An 8389-nucleotide genomic window follows, 5' to 3' on the forward strand; every position below is an offset into this window, starting at 1 on the left:
TGATAAATATCCGTTCCAACAGCTTTAATTACTTCATTTTCAGGATTAGACATTAAATTCTCCTACTAATCTCCAAAGGGGCATATAACGCCCTGTTAAGGGGTGAGCAACGCAATACCGAAGCCACTGCATACCACCTTAAACACTAAAACTAACGCATAGTAAAAATGCCACGCGTTGCGAATCCCTCTTGAACAGTTTGTTATGCGTGTGCTGATTTGTGCGCCTGTTTTAGAGCAATAAATTGCTCAGCAAAATCTTCAGCTAGTTCTCTACTGTCTGTGATAGTAATGCTTTCATTATTGTATTGAGCATTCTTAGTCCAGTTGTATGAGCCATGAACTACCTTTTTAAAGTCAATAACACAAAATTTATTGTGCATGATTTTCTTGCCCCAAGGACTTGAGGGAGCAATCTTATAGTACTCAATACCTTTGGTTGAGAAGTCTAAGCCGTATTTGCTTGTCGTAGAATCATCATTAACGATGACCTGTATATTTAGACCATCACGGTGCTTGTTAAGTAAGGCATTGCCGATTTCTTTATCGGTGAACCAAGCCATTGCTACCCATATTGAGAATTTGGCTTGCAAAATACTTTCTAAAATTCGCTGACGTATTTCTTGAAAGTATGCTTCCACATCAACAGTGGAATCTTCAATGTTACAGCCTGAGACAATAAAAACACCGAGAGAGTTTTGTTCTAACGAGTAACCGTCGTGCTTAATGATCTCATTAATGCCAACGGCTAGTTCGGCATAATTTTCTGAACGCCTACTATCAACTAACCCCTCAACCATTAACTTCATCTGATTAGTCCCATTGAGAAACTTTACAGTTTTCAGAACATAATCTTTTCGGCTTGCTGATTCAGGTAATCCACCATTTTGAAAAGAGTAAACGTCCCTAACACCAAATAAATTGAAGAACTTCACCAGATCAGGTCCTGACATATACGGAGCGTCTGAATCGTCACCTGTGACAAAACCTTTTAGAGCTTCAATAGAAAAATCTGATAATTTCATACTCTACCAATATTCGTAAAAACGCATAACGCCATGCTAAGGTGTGAGCAACGCAATACCGAAGCTCCCGCATACTACCTTAAACACAAAACGCAACGCATAGAAAAAATGCCACGCGTTGCGAATCACTCTTAAACAGATTGTTATATGCTTGCCAATGCTTTCGCAACGTCCATTTCAATATGATGCAATTTCATCTTTTTATCGATAATCTCTTGTTCTGTAAATCTACTATTATTTGACCAATAGATTCCTTTGAAAAAGCAACGTTCAGCTAGTTCTGCATTGTACTCGCGTACAAGAATGGAGGTTGAGTACCAACATTCTGATAATTCCCTTTCGACAGTGTCTGACTTAGACTCAGCATTATCAAGAACAGACTTCATGTACACTGCTGTTCTGTCTAAAGAGGTCATTAGTGACTTAATAGCTTCATTTTCTTTCTTCGCTTTGTTTTCTTTACGGTTTACGTAAAACTCTACCCATTTGATCGCTGCCTCACTTAACGAAGATACATCTGAAATTTCTAGTAATGCCATTAAAACTCCTAATTAAAAATTAACTTGGGCATATAACGCCGCATTAAGGTGTGAGCAACGCATCCACGAAACCTAACCATACCACCGTAAACACTGAACCCAGCAATGGAGTGAAAAATGCCATGCGTTGGGAATCACTCTTAAATGCTTTGTTATGGCACTTTTGCTACCGCATGTAGTTTCTTATGATGTCTGTATTACCTTGATAACGCGGAGAATGCATGGCTACACCCCAGATCAGATTAACAACAAAGCCTCCATAAGCACCAATAAACGCAAAAGGCAGTGATAGGTATACGATTGGAATAATGCGAAAACTCAGACCTAAATCGTTAATGTACTTGATATACTTATTCGTGTTGAACAATAGCCACCCGCTACACCCCAAAATGATCAAATACAGAAAGACTTGTTCTACTTTCATAAAAGTTGCGATAACAACTAATGCGAAGCAAGCATTAAATGGTATGTAGAAAACCGAGTATGTCTCTCTAGTTAGTAACACTCTTTTTCGAGGACTTACCACGTTAATGAGTTTGATTAGAAGATACCTAATCCGCATACACGCACTAGCCAGCAGACACGCAACAATGAAGTAGCCCAAATACATTAATAGGATTAATGCCATACTTTATTCCCTTAAAGCAAAAAACGAGGAAAATCATATAAAAAACTTCAGGCTAAATATTATACAAAATCAAATAATGACCTGATTAACAAGAAGTTTAGTCTAGATTTGATATTGAGGAGTGCCATAACGCCTTGCTAAGGTGTGAGTAACGCAATACAAAAGCTACCGCACAGTGCCTTAAACACACAAGCCACCGCAAAGTAAAAATGCCACGCGTTACGAATCACTCTTAAGCAATTTGTTAGTACATGCGCTACTTCTATTTATGCGCTCCAAGATATTGAAAACTAGCATGATATGAAAGGCTTTGAACACTGAAGTGAGACGGGCAGCTACAAAACTTTACCCCGATTGAAAGACGAAAGTTGGCTAGAAGAAAAATGCACTGAACTCCCCTACTTTCACTCACTTCAAATTAGGAAAGGATTCGATCTTCGCGCTCCGACGGCAGCGCCAATAGCAACCAAGATTTACTCAGAAGCCTCCACAAAAATGAAGAAGCACCAAAGAAATAGGCTAAGAGTTAGAAACCGTAAACGGTGAAGTCAAAGCAAACACTCCGCATATAGTGCCACCGGAAAGAACGTGAAAGGTACAAACTGAAAGGTGTAAAGACGAGCGCAGAAACAGATAAACACCAAAACTTATGACCTTTGATGTAAAACCCGTACTAACGCCCTGTTAAGGGGTGAGCAACGCAATACCAAAGCCACCGCATACCACCTTAAACACTAAAACCAACGCATAGTGAAAATGCCACGCGTTGCGAATCCCTCTTGAACAGTTTGTTAGTTTGCATTTCGCACAAATCGCACGATTTAATTAAATTGCACATTTCATGCGATATATTATAATCTAACTGTACACTCAATTGGGAACTGACCATGCATACATTAACAGCCAATGATGCCAAACGAAATTTCGGCGAACTACTTCTAAGCGCACAACGCGAACCAGTAAAAATCAGCAAAAACAGTAAAGATACTGTCGTTGTCATGTCCATTCGTGACTTTGAAGAGCTAGAAGCTATGAAAGTTGAGTACCTCAAACACTGCTTTAAATCAGCCAAAGAAGACTTGAACAATGGGAACACTGTTGATGGCGAAAGCTTTCTAAATTCGCTGTAACTCACTTATGCAAAAGAACAAATACAAGCTAAGTAACTTAGCACAATCTCACTTGCGCAAGGTCAAAAACTACACTGTTGAAAACTTTTCTGAATTACAGTGGCGCAACTATAAAGACACTTTGCTATCGGGGTTTCAGATGCTAGCTGATAATCCAGGTTTAGGAAGAAGTTGTGACGAGATATACCCAAATGGCTTTTATTTTCCGATTGGAAAACACACAGCTTATTTCACCAAAGAAGATGACTTTATCTTAGTCGTTGCTGTTTTAGGTCAATCACAACTACCCCAGAATCACCTGAAATAACATGACTTTCACCCTAGAAACAATAACTGGGGTGAGAGTTTATCCATGCAAACTAACGCCCTGTTAAGGTGTGAGCAACGCAATACCAAAGCCACCGCATACCACCTTAAACACTAAACGCAACGCATAGCAAAAATGCCAAGCGTTGCGAATCACTCTTAAACAGATTGTTATGTTTCTCTTTCTATCATCTGCTTTAAAGCACTAAAACTAACAGAATTACTCAATGTACGCCTGTTAGGATGCTCGATCCTAATTGCTTTTAGATCGGGATATTGAGGGATTCTAACTTCAGCGATTAAGTTCAGAGTCTGCTCTGCAAGCACGCCATCTAAAAAGCTCAACTTCGGTAGGAACTGAACTTTATTACCAAAGTGATGCTTAATAAAAGAATCTCGTGTACTTCCCGTTGTAAAAATTACAATATCAGGTCTAAGTATTGAGAACTCTTCAGCTAGGATATTGAAATACTCTCGCTCCAAATTTCGTATGGAAGGGCTTGGTTTTCCACGTCCATCGTTACCTATTTTTGAAATGTTATTCCAGATAAATGACACAGTCTTACTGCTAAACTGTTCGGTAAGCTTTTCTTGGAAAAACCTAAAATTCTTTCTATTCCAAAAGGCTCGCTTCCCTCGATTTTTGCCGCTCCCGGAAATTTGATGAAAGTAATTAAAGTACTCATTCATTAGGTTTTCGACTGTTGCATCACCAGCATTCAACTGTCCACACCATCCATCTGTCTCTTGACCAACTATCATTACCTTAACGTCTGAATCGATGTAGGTTTGATCAACTTTGATGAGGAGAGGGTTTGAAGCTTTTGAAGACAATCCGCTTGCTGCTTCTAGCAAGGCATCCCACTTTGACCTATATAAGCTTTCTAGTTCTTGATTCATTATTACCTCAGAAATCAATCGGAAACATAACGCCGCATTAAGGTGTGAGCAACGCTACCACAAAACTTAGCCAGACCATCGTAAACACAAAACCCACGATGGAATGAAAAATGCCAAACGTTGGGAATCACTCTTAAATGCTTTGTTATGGCGATACTTAACTTCGCGAGCCTAAGCTTTTTTCACGAACGCCGCTGTTACCATCATTTCTCCAGCACCATCGACCTTGCAGTCGAGTTGGTGGTCTTTACTATCAAAAATACGCCTGACAACTGCTTTTGTACCGATTTTCAACACCAGGGAGCTACCTTTAACTTTAAGATCTTTTGCCAAAGTAACTCTGTCACCCTCGGCTAACAAAGTACCATTTGCATCCTTAACATTAATAAGTTCATCTTGGGCAACTTCATCAGGGTTCCACTCAAACGCACACTCCGGACAAACCAAGTTAGCTTGATCTTGATACACATACTCAGACTGACAATTTGGACAAGGAGGGAATGACATAAACTTTCAACTTTTCGATTAACAGTTGATATATGATAAGTTGATAACGCTCGATTAGCGAGAGGCATGGCACTATATTTAGTAATACCAACTGTGCTACCTAACTCGAATTATTCCGAAAGCCATAACGCCGCGTTAAGTAGTGAGCAACGCCATCACCTTGCCTAAACCATTGTGCTGTGAACACTAAAGCTGAATCAAACGAAAATGCCGAGCGTTGCGAATCTGTCTTAAACGCTTTGTTATAGCGCATTAGTTCCAGTCTACTCTGGTACCTATATTTGGAAACTCTCGGCTCAAACCATCAAAACAACCTTTTAAGGATTCGAAACTCTCAGGGAGAATTGACTTCAAATGACTAGAACCTACAAACTCTATTACTTGAGGTAAATCCGAATTGCGTAGACCTGGATCACAAAGGCAATCCCAAAAAGCATCCCAGTTTTTTCCATAAAATTCTGGGAAACCAAAGCAATTAGCCATCAATTCATGAAGTTGATTTTCGTTCTCTATCATTATTAAATCAATGCGCATAGTCCCTCTCCTGATAAATGCCACTGCGCTATAACGCCCTGTTAAGGTGTGAGCAACGCAATACCGAAGCTCCCGCATACCACCTTAAACACTAAACACAACGCATAGTAAAAATGCCACGCGTTGCGAATCACTCTTAAACAGTTTGTTAGGCTTTTTTTTCTGAGGCAGCCAGCATAAATAGATCAAATGCTGCCAATTTAGCTTCTTGCTCACTATCAAAGTTACGATATAAAAACTTGCTATAGTTTCCGTCTTTAGAGTTTACCGTAGCTCCCCATTTACCACTTTTTTGATAAACAGTTACCCAAAATCCTTCAATGTTTAGACGAGGGTTTCCTCTTTGCGATAGCTTCCAGCTTCTAGTTAACCAACGTTTACGTCGGCTTGACCAGTTTTTTACTGTCCGTTCTCTTAGTTTTGCTGCGGAAATATCATTTTCCATATGACCCGAACATATACAACCAACCTTCAAAATCAATGGATAATTGTCATGCTGCATATGGTGAACATACCTGATTTCTTGAGATTCACACATTTCGCATGTTTGGTCTGTTGATTCCAGATCTTCAATGTGAACGCAACACCAACCTTTATGGGGAACACCTAGAGCAGACCATTTACCACGTTTCTGAGAAATAAGAGTTTCCTCAAATTCATAGCCAACCTCTAAATTCATAATTATCTCCATGAAGCCTAACGCCCTGTTAAGGGGTGAGCAATGCAATACCGAAGCAGCCGCATACCACCTTAATCACTAAAACCAACGCATAGTGAAAATGCCACGCGTTGCGAATCCCTCTTGAACAGTTTGTTAGGTGCTAGTTTTCATTTAAGCCATAAGCCCTTGAACCCAGTTTACTTTTATAGAAGTTTTCATATTCGATAACTTCCTTTTGCGTAAGAGATTTTGGCAAGGTGCGTAAGATGGAAAATCTAAACTCACGGTGCATATCCCTGCCACTTTCACATATGAGCTTTAGTAGCTTATTGCCTCCATGACCGGTTGAAGCGTAGTTATTCCATCTACCATATATGCCTTGGGAACCACATGCGGATCCAACATACTGAGCACCAGTACTAGGCTGTAAAATTAAATATATACCAGCCACATTTGATAAGGCAGATTTCCATTCACGATTTGCTTCAGGGTAGTTAAAAATCCGACTCAGTTCATCGAAATTAAGAACAAAGTCAAGGTAACCGGGGAATGGCCTCGCATAACCAGTAGGCAAAATCTCTACTACTTCTTTTTCTTTGATCCATTGATGCCAAGATCTGGTAGATTGACCCCAGTAAATAATGACTCTCTCTTCAAGATCCTCGAAACCTTCTACCTTTTCGAGTTTATAAAACCAATTTTCTGGGTCTTCTTTAATCTTGTAAGAGCTAGGAAGACAAATATCACCAACGCGAGAACGAGAAAGAACTTTATAAACGCCATACAATCTTGCCTTGCTATGCGGCATTCCTATAAATGACACCATATATTCGCAATCAAGAATGGGCTTAGATTGACAAGCTTGATAGGTTTCCAGTTGGCCAGTAGTCATTAGCTCATATAAATCATAACGTTGGTCTTGATGTCTAACGAGCTTTATTTTTTTGCTTGTATCCAAGCCTCGTAATTTCAGTAACTCTTCGATATTCATGATGAATTCCATTAGCACCTAACGCCCTGTTAAGGTGTGAGCAACGCAATGCCGAGGCTCCCGCATACCACCTTAAACACTAAACGCAACGCATTGTAAAAATGCCACGCGTTACGAATCACTCTTAAACAGTTTGTTAACTAACTACGATTTGTAAATATCTAAAAAGCTATAGCTCGGCTCGGGCATATTACGGGTATAGAAGGCTTCTGGAACATAATCCGTTTCAAACCCCAAGCGAAACCCGTATTTCTGGTAAGCAAGCTTTGCAAGTGCCAATAAAGGCACAGAAAAATAGCCAGTTAACTCTTCCTTTAATTTTTTTTGACTCCAATACTTGTGGTGCCCTTTGACCGCTTCATACATTACTTCTTGATATTCCGCTTCACCACAACCTGATTTATTTAGGACTTTTATCATCACATTAATCGTTGGTAAATTGATAAGGTTTGCGTGTTCAAAGGCTAAACCCTCAAGATACTCAGGAGTACTTACATCAATAAACTTCTGAATTAACGACTTAACGTCGCCAGATTTTATTCCAAGCATGGCCATCTGGAGTTCAAAGAAGGTATGAGACCGAACATTAGACCACTCAGTGCTTGGGTGATCGGCTGAGTTGGCAAGGTATTCTATATCGCTCACTTGCTCACAGAATAAAGATAGCCAAGCTAAATCTATCAGATGTGCCCCACTGATGGCGATGTGTTGAACTGTCTTCGCTCCTAAAGTCACCTCTGCTTTAGGGAGTACCACAGAAATCGTCTCTTCATCACTGAATAGCTGTGACTGTACTAATTTAATATCAAAGTACTGATGCATATCCATCGCTCTAAGACTGGATTCTATGTCACCAACCTTATGGTATAGACAACTTGTTAGAGAAAGACCTGCAAGGCTCACATCATATAAATCGACTTTGCCACTTTTATAGTAAAAATCAAAGTCATCAAGCAGTCGATTACATTTCATCCCATATGGGTTAGAAAGTCTCTTTAGGTAGTCTGCATGACATGGTATTGGTTTAAAGTGTTCTTTTGATGTCATATAAACATTTCTCTTTAATTTATTAACTGGATCGAAGGAGTTAGTTAACGCCGCATTAAGGGGTGAACAACGCAAACCACCCGACCTGAACCATTGTGCCGTAAACACTAAAGCCAATTCAA

The 8389-nt window shown here is 39.7% G+C and carries 10 protein-coding genes; 2 read left to right on the forward strand and 8 right to left on the reverse strand.

Features of this window, described 5'->3' with window-relative positions:
- Nucleotides 1-202 precede the first annotated feature (202 nt).
- Together R7R78_RS23360 and R7R78_RS23365 are read right to left on the reverse strand one after the other, a co-directional pair.
- Nucleotides 203-1024, reverse strand: coding sequence for a phospholipase D-like domain-containing protein (locus R7R78_RS23360; protein ID WP_225474311.1), 822 nt, complete (start codon nucleotides 1022-1024; stop codon nucleotides 203-205).
- Between the two features lie 143 nt (nucleotides 1025-1167).
- Nucleotides 1168-1563 (reverse strand): hypothetical protein, encoded by a 396-nt coding sequence (locus R7R78_RS23365; protein WP_051118181.1) that lies wholly within the window; start codon nucleotides 1561-1563, stop codon nucleotides 1168-1170.
- Nucleotides 1564-3078: 1515 nt separating this feature from the next.
- Between R7R78_RS23365 and R7R78_RS23370 the strand changes: the two genes are divergently transcribed.
- Complete coding sequence (locus R7R78_RS23370; RefSeq protein ID WP_005442033.1) at nucleotides 3079-3321, forward strand: type II toxin-antitoxin system Phd/YefM family antitoxin; 243 nt, start codon at nucleotides 3079-3081, stop codon at nucleotides 3319-3321.
- A 7-nt stretch (nucleotides 3322-3328) separates the two neighbouring features.
- Complete coding sequence (locus tag R7R78_RS23375) at nucleotides 3329-3628, forward strand: type II toxin-antitoxin system RelE/ParE family toxin (RefSeq protein WP_015296889.1); 300 nt, start codon at nucleotides 3329-3331, stop codon at nucleotides 3626-3628.
- A 170-nt stretch (nucleotides 3629-3798) separates the two neighbouring features.
- On the opposite strand, the gene R7R78_RS23380 is transcribed toward R7R78_RS23375, so the two are convergent.
- The 6 genes from R7R78_RS23380 to R7R78_RS23405 form a co-directional block, all read right to left on the reverse strand.
- Entirely contained in the window at nucleotides 3799-4527 is a 729-nt protein-coding gene (locus R7R78_RS23380; protein ID WP_225474312.1) for a hypothetical protein, read from the reverse strand.
- A 171-nt stretch (nucleotides 4528-4698) separates the two neighbouring features.
- Nucleotides 4699-5034 carry a zinc ribbon domain-containing protein YjdM gene (locus tag R7R78_RS23385; RefSeq protein ID WP_054730774.1) on the reverse strand — a complete coding sequence of 112 codons (336 nt, stop codon included), beginning with the start codon at nucleotides 5032-5034 and terminating at the stop codon, nucleotides 4699-4701.
- A gap of 252 nt (nucleotides 5035-5286) precedes the next feature.
- Nucleotides 5287-5568, reverse strand: coding sequence for a barstar family protein (locus R7R78_RS23390; protein ID WP_151514934.1), 282 nt, complete (start codon nucleotides 5566-5568; stop codon nucleotides 5287-5289).
- A 148-nt stretch (nucleotides 5569-5716) separates the two neighbouring features.
- Nucleotides 5717-6247 (reverse strand): hypothetical protein, encoded by a 531-nt coding sequence (locus tag R7R78_RS23395; RefSeq protein ID WP_225474313.1) that lies wholly within the window; start codon nucleotides 6245-6247, stop codon nucleotides 5717-5719.
- A gap of 142 nt (nucleotides 6248-6389) precedes the next feature.
- Nucleotides 6390-7220 (reverse strand): GIY-YIG nuclease family protein, encoded by an 831-nt coding sequence (locus R7R78_RS23400; protein ID WP_225474314.1) that lies wholly within the window; start codon nucleotides 7218-7220, stop codon nucleotides 6390-6392.
- 144 nt (nucleotides 7221-7364) lie between these two features.
- On the reverse strand, nucleotides 7365-8389 hold a 1025-nt coding region (locus R7R78_RS23405), incomplete at its 5' end, for an Imm49 family immunity protein (RefSeq protein WP_318070193.1).

It is taken from the genome of Vibrio sp. 2134-1 (assembly GCF_033339495.1).